Annotated in this window: 14 protein-coding genes and 1 pseudogene; all 15 read left to right on the forward strand. The window is 60.1% G+C overall.

Features of this window, described 5'->3' with window-relative positions:
* Positions 1-14: 14 nt before the first annotated feature.
* The 15 genes and pseudogenes from DFT_RS18375 (at position 15) to nifE (ending at position 17040) form a co-directional block, all read left to right on the forward strand.
* Positions 15-2222: a Gldg family protein gene (locus DFT_RS18375; RefSeq protein ID WP_054032734.1), complete on the forward strand. Its 2208-nt coding sequence runs from the start codon at positions 15-17 to the stop codon at positions 2220-2222.
* A 48-nt stretch (positions 2223-2270) separates the two neighbouring features.
* Positions 2271-3257: a DUF4340 domain-containing protein gene (locus DFT_RS18380; RefSeq protein ID WP_054032735.1), complete on the forward strand. Its 987-nt coding sequence runs from the start codon at positions 2271-2273 to the stop codon at positions 3255-3257.
* Between the two features lie 357 nt (positions 3258-3614).
* The gene (gene gcvH / locus DFT_RS18385; protein WP_054032736.1) at positions 3615-4013 is read left to right on the forward strand and encodes a glycine cleavage system protein GcvH; all 399 of its coding nucleotides are present in this window, start codon (positions 3615-3617) and stop codon (positions 4011-4013) included.
* Positions 4014-4018: 5 nt separating this feature from the next.
* Positions 4019-5353: an aminomethyl-transferring glycine dehydrogenase subunit GcvPA gene (gcvPA, locus tag DFT_RS18390; protein WP_054032737.1), complete on the forward strand. Its 1335-nt coding sequence runs from the start codon at positions 4019-4021 to the stop codon at positions 5351-5353.
* Entirely contained in the window at positions 5350-6795 is a 1446-nt protein-coding gene (gene gcvPB, locus DFT_RS18395) for an aminomethyl-transferring glycine dehydrogenase subunit GcvPB (protein ID WP_054032738.1), read from the forward strand. The genes gcvPA and gcvPB overlap by 4 nt, the downstream gene beginning before the upstream one ends.
* 4 nt (positions 6796-6799) lie before the next feature.
* Positions 6800-7519: a lipoyl(octanoyl) transferase LipB gene (gene lipB / locus DFT_RS18400; protein WP_054032739.1), complete on the forward strand. Its 720-nt coding sequence runs from the start codon at positions 6800-6802 to the stop codon at positions 7517-7519.
* Positions 7516-8400 carry a lipoyl synthase gene (lipA, locus tag DFT_RS18405; protein ID WP_054032740.1) on the forward strand — a complete coding sequence of 295 codons (885 nt, stop codon included), beginning with the start codon at positions 7516-7518 and terminating at the stop codon, positions 8398-8400. The genes lipB and lipA overlap by 4 nt, the downstream gene beginning before the upstream one ends.
* 235 nt (positions 8401-8635) lie before the next feature.
* Positions 8636-10171, forward strand: a complete 1536-nt coding sequence (locus tag DFT_RS18410; protein WP_054032741.1) for a sigma 54-interacting transcriptional regulator — start codon at positions 8636-8638, stop codon at positions 10169-10171.
* A gap of 317 nt (positions 10172-10488) precedes the next feature.
* The gene (nifH, locus tag DFT_RS18415) at positions 10489-11367 is read left to right on the forward strand and encodes a nitrogenase iron protein (RefSeq protein ID WP_152972075.1); all 879 of its coding nucleotides are present in this window, start codon (positions 10489-10491) and stop codon (positions 11365-11367) included.
* A 31-nt stretch (positions 11368-11398) separates the two neighbouring features.
* The gene (locus DFT_RS18420) at positions 11399-11755 is read left to right on the forward strand and encodes a P-II family nitrogen regulator (protein ID WP_054032743.1); all 357 of its coding nucleotides are present in this window, start codon (positions 11399-11401) and stop codon (positions 11753-11755) included.
* On the forward strand, positions 11752-12132 hold the full coding sequence (locus tag DFT_RS18425; protein ID WP_054032744.1) for a P-II family nitrogen regulator: 381 nt from the start codon (positions 11752-11754) through the stop codon (positions 12130-12132). The genes DFT_RS18420 and DFT_RS18425 overlap by 4 nt, the downstream gene beginning before the upstream one ends.
* Positions 12133-12196: 64 nt before the next feature.
* Entirely contained in the window at positions 12197-13876 is a 1680-nt protein-coding gene (nifD, locus tag DFT_RS18430) for a nitrogenase molybdenum-iron protein alpha chain (RefSeq protein WP_083453631.1), read from the forward strand.
* Between the two features lie 169 nt (positions 13877-14045).
* Positions 14046-14486, forward strand: a pseudogene (locus DFT_RS27035) (nitrogenase component 1); the annotation flags it as partial.
* Positions 14487-14613: 127 nt separating this feature from the next.
* On the forward strand, positions 14614-15339 hold the full coding sequence (locus DFT_RS27040; protein WP_268750698.1) for a nitrogenase component 1: 726 nt from the start codon (positions 14614-14616) through the stop codon (positions 15337-15339).
* Between the two features lie 333 nt (positions 15340-15672).
* On the forward strand, positions 15673-17040 hold the full coding sequence (gene nifE, locus DFT_RS18440; RefSeq protein WP_054032745.1) for a nitrogenase iron-molybdenum cofactor biosynthesis protein NifE: 1368 nt from the start codon (positions 15673-15675) through the stop codon (positions 17038-17040).
* The last annotated feature ends 10 nt before the right edge of the window (positions 17041-17050 follow it).

The raw sequence follows: 17050 nt of genomic DNA on the forward strand, positions 1-17050 counted from the left end.
AAGGATAGATCGAAATGAAAGCCACTCCCCGCAGCCATGCCAAGTATATCAAATTCGGGCTCTATGCCCTGATCGTCATACTGATCAACATCGCGGGCATCCGCCTCTTCTTCAGGGGCGACCTGACCCAGAACGGCATCTACTCTCTTTCGCCGGTCAGTGTGAAGGTCGCCGAGACGCTCACCGAGCCGCTGACCGTCAAGGTGTTTTTCACCAGGGACCTGCCCGCGCCCCACAACACCACCGAGATCTACCTGCGCGACCTGCTCGGAGAATACGCCCTCAACAACCAGAAGTACTTCCGGGTCCACTTCTACGACGTGAGCCCCGAGACCGAAGGGGTGAGCGAGGCGGCCCGCGAAAACCAGCAGATGGCCCGCGACTACGGCATCCATCCGGTTCAGATCCAGATCGTCGAACAGGACGAACTCAAGTTCAAGCAGGCCTATATGGGGTTGGTGATGATCCACGGGGACATCATCGAGCGCATCCCCACCATCACCACCACCGATGGGCTCGAGTACCAGTTGACCACGGCCATCCAGAAGCTCAACCACAAGGTCAGCGCCCTGCTGGCCCTGGATGGCAACATCAAGGCGACCCTGGTTCTCTCTTCCGACCTGTTCAAGGTGGCGCCCTACATGAACCTGAAACATCTGGACCAATACCCCGAAGAGATCAAGGCGGTCGTGGACCGCATGAAGGCCAAAACCTACGGCAAGCTTGAATTCGAGCGTATCGACCCCAGCCGGGCCGGCACATCGAGCCAAGGGCTGGACGGTTTCAATCTGCTCCGGCTGCAATGGCCGGATATCGAAAAGGCCAATATCGCCGCCGGCCAGGGCACCATCGGAATGCTGTTGCAGTACAAGGACAAAACCCGCGAAATCCCGCTGCTGCGGGTGGTACGGGTTCCGATTTTTGGTGACCAGTACCAGCTCACTTCGGTGGAAGAATTGGAAGATCTGATCAACACCAACATCGAACGGCTGATCAACATCAATGAGGATGTCGGCTACTTGACTGCCTACGGCACGTTGGACATCGGCGGCGGCAGCCCGCTCGGCCCCCAGGAGGACAGCCTGAACCTGTTCGGCAACCTGCTTAACAAAACCTACACTGTAAAGCCGATCGACCTGAAGGAGGAGACGATTGCCCCAGGGCTGAAAAGCATGGTGATCGTGCGGCCCATCGAAAAAATGTCCGACTACGATCTCTATCAGATCGACCAGGCCCTGATGCGCGGCACCAACCTGGCGCTCTTCATCGACGCCTTCGAGGAGAAGATGCCCGCCAACCAGGGACCGTTCATGTCCAACCAGATGCCCACGTTCGTGCCCCTGGACACGGGCCTGGAAGAGATGCTGGCCCATTACGGTGTCCGGATCAAACAGGCCGTGGTGCTGGATGAAAAGTGCCATCGCCAGGTCAAACCGCGGCAGCAGGGCGGCGGCGAGCAACCGATCTATTTCATTCCCAAAATCGAGGGCGCCAACATCAACAAAGATTTGGATTACCTTAAAAATATCAAGGGCCTGTTTGCCTATCTGGTCTCGCCCCTGGAGCTGGACAATGAACGGATCGCGGCCCAGGAGGTCAAGGCCCACGAGTTGTTCGCCTCGTCCGAGCGCTCATGGGAGATGCGCGACCGCATCGTTCTGAACCCCATGTTCCTCACGCCGCCGGCATCGGACACCGAAATGGCCCGCCGACCCCTGGCCTACCTGCTCGAAGGCGTCTTTACCAGCTATTTCAAGGACAAACCCATGCCCGAAAAACCGGCCAAGGATGATGCGGACAGCTCGTCCGACCAGCCAACGGAAGAAGCGGCCGCCGACGCGGACAAGTCGGTTGAAACGGCCGACCTCTCCCAGATCCAGGACCAGGGTGGTTTCAGGGAAACCAGCATGCCGGCCAAAATATTCGTCGTGGCCTCCTCCAAGATGCTCTCGGACCAGTTGCTGGACGAAAACGGTCAGAGCCCCAACACCATGTTCGTGCTCAACATGATCGACGCCCTCAACGACCGCGAGGCGGTCGCAGCCATGCGCAGCAAGGAGCAACGCTTCAACCCGCTGGCGCCGACCACCAACAGCACCAAGGTGTTGATCAAATCCTTCAACATGGTGGGCCTGCCCATCCTGGTGGTGGGATTTGGACTGCTGGTGTGGTGGCGCCGCCATGCCCGCCGTAAAATGATTCAGCAGATTTTCGGTCAATAACGAGCGAACGGTTGTTGTGATGTTTTCAATCCAGTCAAAGAGGTTTGCATGAAAGTCAAAAAGGAATACGTCATCCTCGTATTGGTCATCGTGGCACTGGTGTTTTACCTCACCCTGCAATCCGCCAATCACGAACCCGGTGAGTTGCCTCAGCCAGCCAGGGTGGAGAGCGCGGATATCGACTGCATGGTGGTTTCCGGTCAACCGGACGGTTCGGTGGAACTGGTCAAGAAAGACGAAAAATGGTTCATTCAACCCCAGGCCTATCCGGCGGACACCGTCAAGGTGAAAAACATGGCCAATGCCGCCGCCCAGCTGACCCTCACGGCCCTGGTGTCCGAGTCGGGGAGCTACGAACGCTACGGGCTGGCCGAAGGCAAACGCATCACGGTGGACGCCTTCCGGGGCGCCGATGCCGTTCGACGCTTCCATATCGGCGAACCGGCACCGACTTTCCAGCACACCTTCGTGCTGATTGACGGCGATCCCAATGTCTATCATGCCCGGGGACAGCTCAAGCGCACGTTCGAGCACACCATCGCGGACCTGAGAGACAAAACCATTCTCGACCTTTCCCGGGAGAGCATCGCCACGATGACCCTGAGCAAGGGGGATCGCACCATCGCGTTGACCAGAAAGGAGATCGCCCCGCCGGCCGGTGAGACCCAGGAAGACAAAGCCGAAACCCCATCCCCGCCACCATCCACGAAGGTCGAATGGCACGATGCCCAGGGCCAGGTTGTGGCAAAAGAAGAGGTCGATGCGCTGCTGAACGGCATCGCGCGATTGAATTGTGACGGGTACCTGGACGACACGGTCAAAGATGGCTTGGGCGCTCCCCGTTGGCAGATCACCCTCAAGGACGATCAAGGCGAGTATGCCGTGCAGGTGTTTGCCCCCGAGAATGACACGGCGGACAAGATACCGGCCGCCTCGTCGGCCACCCCCTATCCTTTCGTGTTGAACAAGAGCCGCGTGGAAAATTTCGAAAAAAGCATCGACAAGCTGATGAGGATCGAAGAAGCGGGAAAATAGCTTCCGAATCTTGACATGCCGTTCAGACCAAGGATGCGGGCGGGCGCATAGCCCGCCCCTGCGCTTTCGTGCCCAAATTCAGCGTGCGGCGGCCCTACCCAGCCTGTGCAAAGGCGGGTTTTATGCCTGCCCGTGCCACGTGCCATGCCCGGGATAGGGTCAAAATCGCCGCCCCCCTCCCCTTCCCATTGCATTTTGACCCAAATCGGTCCACAATAACCTCCAGCCGATGGGGCCGATCGCCCGGTCATCTGCCTTGCAATTCGTTTGAGCGACACATTCCGACGCCGCCCCATCCGTTTATCCGCGACCGTATGGCATACCAATCCCTTGTCCCCTAAAGCGAAGGAGAAAGCGATGAAAGAGATCGACGAACTCAAATTCCCCGAAGACGTATACTACAGCAAGGACCATGAATGGGCCCGCAAGGAGGGCGGCCTGGTGACCGTCGGCATCAGCGACTATGCCCAGGACCAGCTGGGCGACATCGTCTTCGTGGAGTTACCTGAGAAGGGCAGCAAACTCGAGCAGGGTGAAGAGTTCGGGTCGGTGGAGTCGGTCAAGGCGGTTTCGGAGCTCTTCATGCCGGTGGCCGGTGAGGTGGTCGAAATCAACGGCGACCTGGAAGACAGCCCGGAGCTGGTCAACAACGATCCTTACGACGGCGGCTGGATGCTGAAGGTCAAGCCCGCCGGCGCCGACCCGTTCGCCAAACTCATGGATCGCGGCGCCTATCTGGCCATGCTGAAAGGATAACCGCCATGCGGTACATGCCTCACACCGAATCGGATATCGCAGCCATGCTGGCGGCCGTGGGAGTAAAAACAGTGGATGGGCTTTTCGCCGACGTTCCCGAACCGTGCCGGCATTCCACACCGCTGAACCTTCCACCGGCCCTGAGTGAATGGGACCTGGACCGCCACATGGAGCACCTGGCCGGCCAGACGGCCACGGCGCCCGCCTATAACATATTCCTCGGGGCCGGCAGCTACGATCATCATATTCCCGAAACCATCAAGCAGCTGCTGCGCCGCGGCGAACTCTATACGGCCTACACCCCCTACCAGCCCGAAGTGAGCCAGGGCACGCTCCAGGCCATATACGAATACCAGACCCTGGTCTGCCGCCTGCTCGGCATGGAGGTGGCCAACGCTTCCATGTACGATGGCGCCTCGGCCCTGGCCGAAGCGCTGCTCATGGCCATTCGCACCACCAAGCGGCGGCGCGTGGCCGTTTCCCGGGCCGTTCACCCCAATTACCGGCGAGTGGTGGAGACCTATCTTCGGCCCACCGGTTTCGAAATCGTCGACCTGCCCTACGGAACCGACGGCCGCACCGACCTGGCGCTCCTGGCGGATAAAAGCGAGCTTGCGGCCGTGGCCCTCCAGTCGCCCAACTTCTTCGGCTGCATCGAAGATCTCCAGGCGGCCGAAAGTCGGATCCACGCAGACGACGCGACCTTGATGATCGTGGCATTCAACGAGCCGCTGGCCTACGGCCTGTACGAGGCGCCCGGCCGCCTTGGAGCGGACATCGTCTGCGGCGAGGGCCAGAGCCTGGGCATCCCGCGCTCGTTCGGCGGACCGGGCGTGGGGCTGTTCGCCTGCCGCATGAAACATGTCCGCAGCATGCCCGGCCGTCTGGTGGGCCGCGCCAAGGACGCCGAGGGGCGGCGCGGCTTCGTGCTGACCCTCTCCACACGCGAACAGCACATCCGGCGCGAGCGGGCCACCTCCAACATCTGTACCAACCAGGGGCTGTGCGCCCTGGCCGCGGCCATGTACATGGCCTCCCTCGGCCGCACCGGTTTCCGTCAACTGGCCCGCCTCAATTTCGACAAGGCCGGTTACCTGAAACATGCCCTGCAAGCCGCCGGCGCCGAACTGCCGTTCAGCGCGCCGGTCTTCAACGAATTCGTCGTCCGCTGGCCCCAGGCATCTTCGGCGCCTTACCGGCGACTGGTTGAAGCGAAGATTGTTGCCGGCCTGCCGCTGGCCCCCTATTACCCTGAATTGGCGGATCACTACCTGCTGTGCGCCACCGAGACGTGCAGCAAGGCGGGCATGGACGCTTTGGTCGAGGAGGTGACGCGATGATCGGCACGACCGGACTGATCTTCAACGAACCGCTGCTCTGGGAGATGGGCGCCGAAGGGCGCACGGCCTTTTCCGTGCCGGACCGGGACGTGCCCGAGCAGCCGCTGGATGCGGCTTTAGCCGGCGATGGCCCCGACTTTCCGGATTTGAGCGAACCGGAAATTGTGCGCCACTACACCCGCCTGAGCCAGTGGAACCTGAGCGTGGACAGCAGCATGTACCCGCTCGGGTCGTGCACCATGAAGTACAATCCCAAGACCAACGAGCGCCAGGCCGGCCTGCCCGGCATCGCCGATGCCCATCCCCTGTTGCCGGTGGCGTTGAGCCAGGGGCTGCTGCGGCTCATGTTCGATCTGGAACGCTGGCTGGCCGAAATCACCGGTCTGGACGCCGTCACCCTGCAGCCGGCGGCCGGGGCCCAGGGGGAACTCACCGGCATGCTGATCTTTCACGCCTATCACGCAGAACAGGGCCGGCCGCGCAGCAAGATCCTGATTCCGGACACGGCCCACGGCACCAATCCGGCCAGCGCCTCCCTGTGCGGCTACGCCGCCGTGCCGGTCCCGTCCGGACCGGACGGGATTCTCGATCCCGAGACCGTGGCGCGGCTCATGGACGACGAGACCGCCGGTATCATGGTGACCAATCCCAACACCCTGGGCCTGTTCGAGCGGGAAATCCGCCGGGTGGCCGAGATCGTCCACGACCGCGGCGGCCTGGTCTATGCCGACGGCGCCAACATGAACGCCCTGCTCGGCGTGGCGCACATGGGTGCCATGGGTGTGGATATCCTGCATCTCAATCTGCACAAGACCTTCTCGACCCCGCACGGCGGCGGCGGTCCCGGCGCCGGGCCGGTGTGCGTCACCCGCGCCCTGGCCAAATTCCTGCCCGTGCCGCGGGTGCTGGAACAGGAGGGGGGGTTCGTCCTGAGCAACGACTGTCCCCATTCCATCGGCAAGTTGCACGCGTTCTATGGCAACTTCGGCATCCTGGTGCGCGCCTACAGCTACATCCTCAGCCTGGGCCCCATGCTGGAACAGGTGAGCCAGTACGCCGTGCTCAACGCCAATTACATCAAAGCCGGCCTCAGGGGCGACTACCATCTGCCCTATGACCGGCCCTGCATGCACGAATGCGTCTTCTCCGACAAGCGTCAGCTGGCCCACAAGGTATCGGCCCTGGACATCGCCAAGCGGCTCATCGATTACGGCTTTCACCCGCCCACCATCTATTTCCCCCTGGTGGTCAGCGGCGCCCTGATGATCGAGCCCACGGAAAGTGAATCCAGGGAGACCCTGGACCGCTTCATTGAGGCCATGCGGGCCATCGCCAGGGAGGCCGAAACGGACCCGGAGCTGCTTCACCAGGCGCCGCGCAACGCCAAGGTCAGGCGTCTCGATGAAGTGCAGGCGGCGCGCAAGCCGTGCCTCATGGGATAACAGAATGCATCCGGCCTTTCTGCTCGATCTGCCCCTGATCCCTTATGGCGAAGCCCTCGACCTGCAACGCGCGGCCGTGGCGGCCCGCAAGGAGGGCCGATTGGCGCGCGACCTGATTATCCTGATCGAGCATCCGCCGGTCTTCACCCTGGGGCGCCGGGGCGGACGGCAAAACCTGCTGGTTTCCGAATCCGAACTGAATGCGCGGGGGATCGAAGTGATCCCTGTGGAGCGCGGCGGCGACATCACCTATCACGGGCCGGGACAGCTGGTGGCCTATCCTTTGGTGGACCTGAACCGGGGCGACCTCCGGGTGGTGGCCTTCGTCGAGGCACTCGAGCAGGCCATGGTACGCACCGCGGCCCGCTGGGGCGTTGCCGCCGCCGGCGATGCGGCCAACCGCGGCGCCTGGGTACAGGGGCGCAAGCTGGGCAGCGTGGGCATCACCGTTCGGCGCGGCATCAGCTTTCACGGCCTGGCGCTCAACGTCACCACCGATTTGACCCCGTTCACCTGGATCAACCCGTGCGGCATCCAATCGTGCCGCATGACCACCATGGCCGCGGAAGCCCAACAGCAGATCGACATGGCGGCCGTGCGTACGGAAATGGCGGGCCAGATCAGCTCGCTGCTTCGACTCGATCTCCAACCGGTCTCCCTGGAACATATCCGGGCCGCCCTCGAAACAAACCGGCAAACCCAGGAAACCCAACAAACACAATGAACTCCAAAAAAACAGCAAATCCAGTCCATAAAAAACCCCCCTGGCTGCGCGTACGCTTTCCCAGCGGTTCGGCCTATGAAGAGACCCGGCGCCTGATCCGGGAAGGACGGCTGCATACCGTCTGCCAGGAAGCGTGCTGCCCGAACATGTTCGAATGCTTCTCGCATCACACGGCCACCTTTCTCATCCTGGGCGACCACTGCACCCGGGACTGCCGGTTCTGCGCGGTCAAAGGTGGAAACCTGCAGCCACCCGATGGGAACGAGCCGGAGCGGGTGGCCCAGGCGGCCGCCGACATGGAGTTGCATTACGTGGTGGTCACGTCGGTGACCCGAGACGACCTTCCGGACGGCGGCGCCGGCCACTTCGCGTCCACCATCACCGCCCTGCGCCGCAAGATCCCGGAGGTTCGCGTGGAGGTGTTGATCCCTGATTTCCAGGGGGACCCTGCTGCATTGACCACGGTCCTGGACGCCGGCCCCGATGTGCTCAATCACAATATCGAAACCGTGCCGCGTCTGTATCCCACGGTGCGGCCCCAAGCCGTATATGAACGCTCGCTGCGTCTGCTGGCCCATGCCGCGCGGCAGGCCCCGCAGATTCCCACCAAATCGGGCTTGATGCTGGGGCTGGGGGAAGACGATGCGGAGATTCACCAAGCCCTGCGGGATTTGCGACGCGCCCGGTGCCGCCTTTTGACCCTCGGGCAGTATCTCCAACCCACATCCCAGCATCTTCCCGTGGAACGCTACGTACCGCCCGAAGAATTTGCCCGCTGGCGAAGCGTTGCGCTTGAACTGGGATTCACCGAAGCGGTGGCCGGCCCCTTTGTGCGCAGTTCCTACCAGGCCGAACAGACGTATCGGCAATCGAAATCCTGAATCGATTTATTTCATTTTAGTACTGTCGTTGGACATTTTTTACATTATTGTATCATCTAACTGACGGTCCAGCCACCCCGCCAATCCAGCTATGTATCTTATATATCAATAATTTTTTTCCTATCGTCACCCATCATAGGAAATGGCCCGAGGATTGCTTAACCCTAAACGGCATGCCCGGCGTATCCATCGCGGACGGACCGCCGGCCTTGGGCCGGGAACGGAAACGGCAAACATGGATCAACTCTTGCGCAAAAACGAGGAGCTCAGTGCCATTCTCCAGGTGAGCCAGGTGCTGACCAGCTCCTTTGACCTGGAGAAAAATCTCTATTCGGCCATGGCCATCCTGGCAGGTCGCCTGGCCATGCAGCGCGGCTGCGTATTTTTGCTCGATTCCCTTTCCCGGGAGCTGAACATCGTGGCCGCCTATGGTCTGACACGCGAAGAGATCCAGCGCGGCAAGTACCGCATCGGCGAAGGTATTGTCGGGCAAGTCATCGAAACCGGTCAGCCCATGTTCATTCCCAACATCGGAGCCGAACCCAAGTTCCTCAATAAAACCGCGTCACGGCCTCAGAAAAGCGGCGTTTCGTTTCTTTGCATGCCCATCGCCATGGATGGCAAGACCCTGGGGGTGATCAGCGTGGACGGCATCTACGATCCACGCCAGGGGAGCGTGGACGACGACCTGCGGGTGCTTTCCATCGTGGCTTCGTTCATCGCCCAGTATGTACTGCTCTGGGAAAATTTCCGCCAGACCGAGGACGAATGCGGCCACCTGCGCCTGCAGCTCGAAGAGAAGTACAGCCTCCCCAACATCATCGGTGAATCTGCGCCTTTCCAGCAGGTGCTCAAGCTGGTGCGCAAAGTGGCGGCCACCGATACCGGCGTTCTCCTGCTCGGCGAGAGCGGCACGGGAAAGGAGCTGATCGCCCACACCCTGCACTACCAGAGCCGGCGCGCCCGGCAGCCTTATGTGGCCGTCAACCTGGCCGCCCTGCCGGAGAACCTGATCGAGGCCGAACTCTTCGGTGTGGAAAAAGGGGCTTACACCGGGGCCACCGGCCGCCGCATCGGCCGTTTCGAAATGGCCGACCAAGGCACCATTTTTCTGGATGAAATCGGAGAACTGCCGCTCAGCCTCCAGGTCAAGCTGCTTCGCGTGCTGCAGGAAAGAAGTTTCGAGCGCATCGGCTCTTCGGACAGCTTGACGGTCAATGTGCGCGTCGTGGCTGCAACAAACCGCAACTTGATGGAAGAGGTCGCCAAAGGCACGTTCCGTGAAGATCTCTACTGGCGCCTCAACGTCGTCCCCATCGTACTGCCCCCCTTGCGCGAACGCGCCGATGACATTCCCCTGCTTGTCGATTTTTATCTGGAGAAGTTCAACCGCCTCCACGGCCGAGGGGTGTGCATCGCGCCATCGGTCGTGAACTGCCTCAAAATTTACGCCTGGCCGGGCAATGTGCGCGAACTGGCCAACACCATGGAGCGCCTGGTCATCATGTCCGACCGGGAGATGGTCACCGAGGTCGATCTGCCGGCCAATATCCTTTGCCCAGGCCGAGGCGGTAACGGCAGCGGGACACACTGCACATCCACACCGGCGGATCTGGTGGATCAGGTCCAGGAACTCGAACGACGACAAATCATCGAAGCACTCAAGACCAGCGGCGGTGTCCAACAGCATGCCTCCCGCATCCTTGGCATCACGCCCCGTCAACTCGGTTACCGCATCCGAAAATACGATATCGATCTGCACCGCATCTGATCAACCGGCTTAACGTCCCTCGGGCGTAAATAAACCCCGCCCCAAAATGACCAGGGGAATGTCAGCCGTCCGCAATCCCACCCAAGCCGGATGGAATCATGCCCGGCCATGCCGTTCCGCCCCATGCGTCCAATGTCGACACAATTGTAGATCCCTTCAAAAATGTCGATCAAAAGTGTGAATCCACCCGGCACTGTCCGTCGATGTAAGGGGTCGAACCGCCAATTCCCCTCTGCTCCAAAGGCTTTTGAAGAATTCTCAGGGCGGTTCGCAAGGCTGGCACGTTTATTGGTTTACTGCTGGTCAAACGACACCGCATGCGGCGGATAGGGCGAAGGCTGCATCGCGCATCAACCAAAAGGAGAAAGAACATGCGAAAAGTCGCCATCTATGGAAAAGGAGGCATCGGCAAATCCACCACAACCCAGAATACGGTGGCCGGCCTGGCCGAGATGGGTAAGAAAGTGATGGTGGTGGGATGCGACCCAAAGGCGGACTCGACCCGACTGTTGCTGGGCGGACTGGCCCAACGCACGGTGCTCGATACCCTTCGCGAAGAAGGCGAGGATGTCGAGTTGGAAGATGTCCGTAAGGAAGGCTACGGCGGATCGCTCTGCACCGAGTCGGGCGGCCCGGAACCGGGTGTGGGTTGCGCCGGACGCGGCATCATCACCTCCATCAACCTGCTCGAACAACTGGGCGCCTATGCCGAAAGCGAAGCACTGGACTATGTCTTTTACGATGTCCTGGGCGACGTGGTCTGCGGCGGATTCGCCATGCCCATCCGGGAAGGCAAAGCCCAGGAGATTTACATCGTCGTCTCGGGAGAAATGATGGCCATGTATGCGGCCAACAACATCTGCAAAGGCATCGTCAAGTTCGCCGAGGCCGGGGGCGTCCGACTGGGCGGGCTGATCTGCAACAGCCGCAAGGTGGACAACGAGCAGGAGATGATTCAGGCCCTGGCAGACAAGCTGGGCACCCAGATGATTCATTTCGTACCCCGCGACAACATGGTACAGCGGGCCGAAATCAACCGCAAGACGGTCATCGACTATGATCCCGGTCATCCCCAGGCCGATGAATACCGGACCCTGGCGAAGAAAATCGACGGCAACGACATGAAAGTGATTCCGACCCCGTTGAAGATCGACGAACTGGAAAAACTGCTGATCGATTACGGCATTGCCGCATAACCATTCTTCAAAATGATAGGAGACGATTCCCATGCTCATGATTCGATCCATCGTCCGCCCGGAAAAGGTCGACAATGTGCTGGCGGCCTTAATGGAAGCCGGTTTTCCCGGTGTCACCAAGATGTCGGTCGTCGGCCGCGGCAAGCAGCGCGGCATCAAGATCGGCGAAATCACCTATGACGAGATTCCCAAAGAACTGCTGCTGACCGTGATCAAGGACCAGGATAAGGAGTTTGTCATCCGCACGATCATCAAAGCGGCCCGCACCGGCGAGAAGGGCGCCTTCGGCGACGGAAAAATTTTCATCGTTCCGGTCCTGGAATCCTACACCATCAGTTCCGGCGTCAAGGAAAACAAAGACGGCACCACCGAAGAGGTGAAGATATGAAAGAGATCCTCGCCATCGTCAGGCTCAACAAGATGAACCAGACCAAACGCGCCCTTGCGGAGGTCGGGCTGCCCTCGATCACGGCCCGCGACGCCCTTGGACGAGGCAAGGGCATCGTCGATCTGCAACTGCTCAAAGGCGCAGAGCGCGGATATGAAGAGGCCATCTCCCAACTGGGCCAGAGCCAGCGCCTGATACCCAAGCGGGCCATCCTCATCGTCGTGCCGGACGAGCTGGTCGGCAGGACGGTCAAGACGATCATCAAGGTCAACCAGACCGGCAAGTCGGGAGACGGCATGATCTTCGTCACACCCTGCCTGGAAGCGGTCCGCGTGCGTACCGGCGAACGCGGCGACGCGGTCTTGGACGACATTTGACGGACATTGGGACAGTACCACGCCAAGAGACCGCGAACGAATAGAAATCGACAAGGAGAACCCTATGGCTGCCATACCCGCCAATAAAGAAGCCCCCACCTGCGACGATGCCGCCTGTGAATTGGACGGCCTGAATGTCCGGGAGGTGAAAAAGAAACTCATCGAGAAGTATCCGCCCAAGGTGGCGCGCAAGCGTGACAAGCAGATCGTCGTCAACCGCGTCGAAGGAGACGGCACGGTGCCGGTCATTCAATCCAATGTGCGCACCGTCCCGGGCCTGATCAGTCAGCGCGGCTGCTGTTACGCTGGCTGCAAGGGCGTGGTGCTGGGCCCCACGCGCGACATCGTCAATATCACCCATGGCCCGGTGGGCTGCGGATTTTACAGCTGGCTCACCCGGCGCAACCAGACCGATCCGGACAGCACACCGGACGGCCACAACTTCATGACCTACTGCTTCACCACCGACATGCAGGAAGAGGAGATCATCTTCGGCGGCGAAAAGAAGCTCAAACGCGCCATCCAGGAGGCCTATGACAACTTCCATCCCAAGGCCATCGCAGTCTTTTCCACCTGTCCGGTCGGACTGATCGGCGACGATGTGCACGCGGTCTGCCGCGAGATGAAAGCCAAGCTTGGGATCAACATCTTCGGCTTCTCTTGCGAGGGATACAAGGGGGTCAGCCAATCGGCCGGCCACCATATCGCCAACAACGGCATCTTCACCCACGTGGTGGGCACCGACGACACGGTTCACGATGGCCGATTCAAGATCAACCTTCTCGGCGAGTACAACATCGGGGGCGATGCCTTTGAAATCGAACGCATCTTCGATGCCTGCGGCCTGACCCTGATCTCCACCTTCAGCGGCAACTCGAGCATCGACAAATTCGCCAACGCCCATACCGCGGACCTCAACCTGATCATGTGTCACCGCTCGATCAACTATGTGGCCGAGATGATGGAGACCAAGTTCGGACTGCCCTGGATCAAGATCAATTTCATCGGCGCCGAGGCCACGGCCAAATCGCTGCGCAAGATTGCCCAATATTTCGATGATCCCCAGCTGACCGAACGGGTCGATGCGGTCATTGCCGCCGAACTGCCAGCCGTCCAGGCGGCCGCGGCCGAGGTTCTGCCCCGCACCGAGGGCAAACGCGCCATGCTGTTCGTGGGCGGCTCCCGGGCCCATCATTACCAGGAATTGTTCCGCGAACTGGGGATGCGCACGCTTTCGGCCGGCTATGAATTCGCCCATCGCGACGATTACGAGGGGCGGGCGGTCCTGCCGACCATCAAGGTGGATGCCGATAGCCGGAATATCGAGGAGCTGGAAATCGAACCGGATGCGACCCGCTTTCGTCCGCGCAAGAGCCCGGATGAAGTCGACCGGCTGATGGAAAAAGGCCTCGATTTCGGCGGGTATGAAGGCATGATGCCCGAAATGGACGCGGGCGCCCTGGTAATCGACGACATCAGCCAATGGGAGACCGAACGGCTGATCGCCATGTTCAAACCCGACATCTTCTGCGCCGGCATCAAGGAGAAATATGCGGTCCAGAAGCATGGCATTCCCCTCAAACAGCTCCACAGCTATGACTACGGCGGACCCTACGCCGGGTTCAGGGGTGCCATGAATTTCTACTACGAAATCGACCGCATGGTGAACAGCCGGGTATGGCGCTATCTGAAGGCCCCCTGGCAGGAAAACCCCGAACTGGCCGCCAAATATGCTTTCGAATAGCCCCCCGTGCGGGAGTATGAAGTGGAACGTCTTAAGTCTTAAGAGAAGATATCCTGCCGATTCTATAAAATAGGGAGTTCATATGCTGCTCAGACATACCACCCCTGACATCAAGGAGCGCTCGGCGCTCACTGTCAACCCGGCCAAAACCTGCCAGCCCATAGGGGCGATGTATGCATCCCTCGGGGTCCATGGCTGCCTGCCCCACAGCCACGGTTCCCAGGGGTGCTACGCCTACCACCGCAGCACCCTCACCCGGCACTACAAGGAGCCGGTCATGGCTGCCACCAGCGCCTTTACCGAAGGCGCCTCGGTGTTCGGCGGCCAGGCCAACCTGCTGCAGGCCATCGACAACATCTTTTCGGTCTACGAGCCGGATGTCATCGCGGTGCATACCACCTGCCTGTCGGAAACCATCGGCGACGACATCCCCCAGATCATCAACAAAGCCAGGGCCGACGGCCGCATACCCGAAGGCAAATACGTCTTCCATGCCAACACCCCCAGCTACGTGGGGTCCCATGTGACCGGCTTTGCCAGCATGACCAAGTCCATGGTCGACTATTTTGCGGAAAACGACGGCCATAGAAGCAAAGTGGTCAACCTGATCCCCGGATACGTCGAACCGGCCGACATGTCCGAAGTCCGGCGCCTGGCCACGGAGATGGGGATCGCCTCGATCATCTTCCCCGACACCGCCGGGGGTACTCAATGGTCCACTGACCGGCAAATACAAAATGTTTCCGGAGGGCGGCGTCACCGTCGAACAACTTCGCCAGAGCGGATCGAGCTCGGGCACCATCGCCCTGGGCAACCTCGCCTCCTCGCCGGCCGGCCTGGCGCTGGACAGCAAATGCAAAGTGCCCTGCCGGACGCTCAACCTGCCCGTCGGCTTGATCGACACGGACCTGTTCATCGATGCCTTGCGGCGCATGGCCGGCGTCAATGTCCCCGAGTCGATCACCCTCGAACGTGGTCAGCTGGTGGACGCGATTTCCGACTGGCACCAGTACCTGCATGGCAAACGGGTGGGGATCGTGGGCGACCCGGATCAACTACTCGCCATGACCCGTTTCCTGGCCTCGCTCGATATGCGCCCGGTCTACCTGGTCACCGGCTCACCGGCCGGAAAAAAGTTCGAGCAATCCCTGCGCGAGGCGGCAGCCGAAGTGCCCGGAGAGGTCCGGATCAAGGTACCCGGCGACATGTATCTCTTCCACCAGTGGATCAAAAACGAACCGATCGACCTGCTCATCGGCAACACCTATGTCAAATACATTGCACGGGATGAAGACATACCCTTCGTGCGCTTCGGCTTCCCGATCCTCGACCGTATGGGGCACAGCTACTTCCCTTCGGTGGGCTACCGGGGGGCCTTGAGGTTACTGGAGAAGATTCTGGATGCACTCCTCGACCGGAAGGATCGGGACAGTTCGGATATCGAGTTTGAATTGGTGTTATAAAGAAGAGTTTAAAGTTTAAAGTGAAAAGTCTAAAGTGAAGGAATTCTATCATTTGAGAGCTTGTCTTCGGCGTTCGCAGTGACTTGGACCGCATATCTCCATTGAAGGCGGAACGATTTCGCATCCTCACATATGATAATTTCCGAATGAAGGCTCGGACATCTCGAGAGGGAAAAAGTCAATCAAAAGTACTTTTAGGCAGAAATTCCCGTTGGACCATTTTCCTAATCGATAGCATACCTTCACTTAACACTTAAAACTTAACACTTAAAACTTAACACTTTAAACTCCTCCTCCCCCTACGCATAACAGAAAATCCATAAGGATAATTCCATGACCCCCATCCCCATTCTAAAACAACGCGAAAAGCAGATTTATGAGAAGGGTGAAGCAAAGGACGGCCGGCCGTTCGACATGGCCTGCGACCGGCACAGCCTGGCCGGCAGCGTCAGCCAGCGCGCCTGCGTCTTCTGCGGTTCCCGGGTGGTGCTCTACCCCATCGCCGACGCCCTGCACCTGATCCATGGGCCCATCGGGTGCGCGGCCTATACCTGGGACATTCGCGGCGCCCTCTCTTCCGGTCCGCAGCTGCACCGCATGAGCTTCTCCACCGATCTGAGGGAACAGCAGGTCATATTCGGCGGTGAAACACGACTCTATCAGGCGTTGTGCGATCTCATCGACGCCTACCGGCCGGCCGCCGCCTTTGTCTACAGCACCTGTATCGTCGGGATCATCGGCGACGACGTCGAAGCGGTGTGCCGCCGGGTCTCCCGGGAAAAGGGGATCGATGTCCTGCCGGTCCACTCGGAGGGATTCAGGGGCACCAAAAAGGACGGCTACAGAGCGGCCTGCGATGCACTTTTCAAATTGGTGGGCACCGGCGATACGGCCGGCATTCAGCCGTCCAGCATCAATATCCTGGGCGAGTTCAATATCGCCGGCGAGGCCTGGGCGATCCGGGACTATTACGAGCGGATGGGAGTACAGGTGCTGTCGGTAATGACCGGCGACAGCCGTGTATCCGAAATCCGCCGGGCGCATGGCGCCGCCCTCAACGTGGTGCAGTGCTCCGGCGCCATGACCTTCCTGGCCGAACGGATGACGGCCGAGTATGGCATTCCCTTTATCCGCGCCTCCTATTTCGGCATCGAAGACATGGCCAAGGCATTGTACGACGTGGCAGCGTATTTCAGGTTCGATCCCACCCTTCAGCAACGGACCGAAACACTGGTACGCGATGCGGTCAATGGCATCATGCCCGAGCTCTTGCGCATCAAGGCCGACCTGGCCGGCAAGCGCGCCGCTATCTATGTCGGCGGCGCCTTCAAGGCGTTTTCATTGATCAAGGCGTTGCGTCTACTGGGAATGCGGGTCGTGCTGGCCGGTTCGCAGACCGGCAACAGCGACGACTACCAGACCCTGCGCGACATGTGCGATCCCGATACCGTGATCCTGGACGATGCCAATCCCCTGGAACTTTCTAAGTATGTCATCGAAAAGGGAGCCGACCTGTTTATCGGCGGTGTCAAGGAGCGCCCCATCGCTTTCAAGCTGGGCATCGGCTTCTGCGATCACAACCACGAGCGCAAGATCTCCCTGGCGGGATTCGAAGGCATGCTCCACCTTGCCCGGGAGATTCACACCACCGTGACGAGCCCGGTGTGGCGCTTCGCACCCTTCAGAAGCAAACAAGAGTAAAGGAGGCCCC

It is taken from the genome of Desulfatitalea tepidiphila, assembly GCF_001293685.1.
In the GTDB taxonomy this organism is placed as follows: domain Bacteria; phylum Desulfobacterota; class Desulfobacteria; order Desulfobacterales; family Desulfosarcinaceae; genus Desulfatitalea; species Desulfatitalea tepidiphila.

Bases quoted from the DNA above. Each gene is read 5' to 3' on its own strand.
- DFT_RS27040 (WP_268750698.1), top strand. From the start codon at position 14,614: ATGTTTCCGGAGGGCGGCGTCACCGTCGAACAACTTCGCCAGAGCGGA.
- DFT_RS18380 (WP_054032735.1), top strand. From the start codon at position 2,271: ATGAAAGTCAAAAAGGAATACGTCATCCTCGTATTGGTCATCGTGGCA.
- DFT_RS18410 (WP_054032741.1), top strand. From the start codon at position 8,636: ATGGATCAACTCTTGCGCAAAAACGAGGAGCTCAGTGCCATTCTCCAG.
- nifD (WP_083453631.1), top strand. From the start codon at position 12,197: ATGGCTGCCATACCCGCCAATAAAGAAGCCCCCACCTGCGACGATGCC.
- nifH (WP_152972075.1), top strand. From the start codon at position 10,489: ATGCGGCGGATAGGGCGAAGGCTGCATCGCGCATCAACCAAAAGGAGA.
- DFT_RS18375 (WP_054032734.1), top strand. From the start codon at position 15: ATGAAAGCCACTCCCCGCAGCCATGCCAAGTATATCAAATTCGGGCTC.
- DFT_RS18420 (WP_054032743.1), top strand. From the start codon at position 11,399: ATGCTCATGATTCGATCCATCGTCCGCCCGGAAAAGGTCGACAATGTG.
- lipB (WP_054032739.1), top strand. From the start codon at position 6,800: ATGCATCCGGCCTTTCTGCTCGATCTGCCCCTGATCCCTTATGGCGAA.
- lipA (WP_054032740.1), top strand. From the start codon at position 7,516: ATGAACTCCAAAAAAACAGCAAATCCAGTCCATAAAAAACCCCCCTGG.
- gcvPA (WP_054032737.1), top strand. From the start codon at position 4,019: ATGCGGTACATGCCTCACACCGAATCGGATATCGCAGCCATGCTGGCG.
- DFT_RS18425 (WP_054032744.1), top strand. From the start codon at position 11,752: ATGAAAGAGATCCTCGCCATCGTCAGGCTCAACAAGATGAACCAGACC.
- gcvH (WP_054032736.1), top strand. From the start codon at position 3,615: ATGAAAGAGATCGACGAACTCAAATTCCCCGAAGACGTATACTACAGC.
- nifE (WP_054032745.1), top strand. From the start codon at position 15,673: ATGACCCCCATCCCCATTCTAAAACAACGCGAAAAGCAGATTTATGAG.
- gcvPB (WP_054032738.1), top strand. From the start codon at position 5,350: ATGATCGGCACGACCGGACTGATCTTCAACGAACCGCTGCTCTGGGAG.